This window comes from Acinetobacter sp. Colony158, assembly GCF_019264745.1.
Lineage (GTDB): Bacteria > Pseudomonadota > Gammaproteobacteria > Pseudomonadales > Moraxellaceae > Acinetobacter > Acinetobacter ursingii.
Genome location: NZ_CP078523.1, coordinates 3,309,743 through 3,310,045, shown reverse-complemented (window position 1 = coordinate 3,310,045; position 303 = coordinate 3,309,743). Strand labels below are relative to the sequence as shown.

1 protein-coding gene is annotated in these 303 nt (G+C 31.0%); it reads right to left on the bottom strand.

The window, feature by feature from the left end; all coding sequences use genetic code 11:
• Positions 1–147: 147 nt before the first annotated feature.
• On the bottom strand, positions 148–303 hold a 156-nt coding region (locus tag JR005_RS15045; protein WP_228731809.1), incomplete at its 5' end, for a hypothetical protein.

Sequence of the window (303 nt, the reverse complement as noted above, 5' to 3'; positions counted from 1 at the left end):
AAAATAAATATGAATGGTTGCCTGTAGGTAAAGTTGGTCTAAGCTTCTATTGGTAATTCAAACTCAATAAAAAGAACCGCAATTGCGGTTCTTTTTTTAACTTTGAAATAAATATTGTGTCAAAAGATCTAAATGATTTTCTAAGATCTATTGATCTTGTACATCAGTCAGGCGATCTAGTTTTTTCTGGAAATAATCACCTTGTAAATAGCGAGCTTCAATGTTCCATGCGTTTGCAAACAAAGTCATATCATTTAAACCCTGAGCTAAGATTTCTATAGGTTTAATTTGATGAAAGTTTTC